This is a genomic window from Magnetospirillum fulvum MGU-K5, assembly GCF_000442515.1.
GTDB classification, from domain to species: domain Bacteria; phylum Pseudomonadota; class Alphaproteobacteria; order Rhodospirillales; family Magnetospirillaceae; genus Phaeospirillum; species Phaeospirillum fulvum_B.
In genome coordinates this window covers 1-1,566 of sequence record NZ_AQPH01000151.1, presented here as the reverse complement: position 1 = coordinate 1,566, position 1,566 = coordinate 1, and the positions used below count along the sequence as shown (strand labels likewise).

Below are 1,566 nucleotides of genomic sequence, written 5' to 3'. Positions count from 1 at the left end.
CTTCAAGATCGCCGGCAGCTTCGTTCAGCGCCTTCTTGCAATCCATCATGCCGGCGCCAGTCTTCTCGCGGAGCTCCTTGACGAGCGAAGCGGTAATCTCGGCCATGGGGTAATCCTCTCTCGGCGTATTCTTTCGTGGGGGCTTTGGTGAGATCAAACGAATGGCGGCGACCGCAAGCCGCCGCCATCCGAACATGACAGAACCGATCAGACCGGCTGAGCGGCACCCTCGGAGGCCGAAGCCGCCTCGATCTCGGGAATCTGCTCAATCGGAGCTTCGGCGCTGGCGCCCAGGTCGCCACCACCACGGGTGATTTCAGCCTGGATACCGTCCAGAACCGCACCCGACATCAGATCACAATAGGTCTGAATGGCGCGGATCGCGTCGTCGTTGCCGGGGATCGGGAAGCTGATGCCTTGCGGATCGCTGTTCGAATCGATCACTGCCACGACCGGAATGCCCAACTTGTTGGCTTCCTGGACCGCCAGGGCTTCCTTGTTGGTGTCAATGATGAACAGGACGTCGGGCAGACCGCCCATTTCCTTGATGCCGCCCAACGCGCGCTCGAGCTTATCGCGCTCGCGGGTCAGGTTCAGCTGCTCTTTCTTGGTCAGACCGGACAGGGCGCCGGTGCTGAGCTGCTCGTCAAGTTCGCGCAGACGACGGATCGACTGGGAGATCGTCTTCCAGTTGGTCAGCATGCCGCCGAGCCAGCGATGGTTGACGAAGTACTGGCCGCAGCGACGGGCGCTCTCGGCAACGATCTCGGACGCCTGACGCTTGGTGCCGACGAACAGGACGCGGCCACCGGCGGCGGTGACGTCACGAACGGCCTGCATGCCGCGATGCAGCATCGGAACCGACTGCTGGAGATCAATGATATGAATCCCGTTGCGAACCCCGAACAGGTACGGGGCCATCTTCGGGTTCCAGCGGCGGGTGTTGTGACCGAAATGGACACCAGCCTCGACGAGCTGGCGCATGGTGAACGTGGGAAGAGCCATCGGATAGTCCTTTGCTTCTCCGGTTGAACCTCCGCGGGCGTCGCCGGGGAACCCCCGGCACCGGAGCGAACGGACGACATAGACATGTCGCCGCCGCGAACCCGCGTGCGGATTGATGGGCAGGGTGATACCGCCTCGCGCCGCGTTTTGCAAGCGGGCTCACGGGAAATTACGGTTACAGGGAAAAATAGAGCGTTATTCGTGCGCCAACGCCGTGCAAGCCTCAGGCAAGGGCCTGACCTGACGATGAGGTTTTTCCTTGGGAATCGCCAGCGGTTGCGCCAGCCAGGACTCGAGTTCCGCCCCGCACCCGTCCCCCTCGGGGATCGGAGCCTGCGGCTGGCATAGGCCGGATTCAGCCGGACAGGCGAGACGAACATGAAAATGTTCATCATGGCCCCACCATGGCCGCAGCTTTGCCAGCCACCCGCGCTGGTCCGGAGCCAGGCGGCGGCACAGGGCAAACTTGATCGCGGGGTTGACGAAAATACGGTCGATTCCCGGGGATGTCGCCGCCAGTTCCAGCAATCGGGCCTGATCCGCCCCCCACGTGAAGCGGAT

General features: G+C 62.8%; 2 protein-coding genes and 1 pseudogene. All 3 read right to left on the bottom strand.

The window, feature by feature from the left end:
• Positions 1–106: pseudogene (locus K678_RS18885) on the bottom strand (translation elongation factor Ts); the annotation flags it as partial.
• Between the two features lie 101 nt (positions 107–207).
• Entirely contained in the window at positions 208–1,005 is a 798-nt protein-coding gene (gene rpsB / locus K678_RS17310) for a 30S ribosomal protein S2 (protein ID WP_021133782.1), read from the bottom strand.
• Between the two features lie 195 nt (positions 1,006–1,200).
• Positions 1,201–1,566 (bottom strand): penicillin-insensitive murein endopeptidase (locus K678_RS17305; protein ID WP_021133781.1); only part of this gene is annotated, 366 nt, incomplete at its 5' end.

Bases quoted from the DNA above. Each gene is read 5' to 3' on its own strand.
- rpsB (WP_021133782.1), bottom strand. From the start codon at position 1,005: ATGGCTCTTCCCACGTTCACCATGCGCCAGCTCGTCGAGGCTGGTGTC.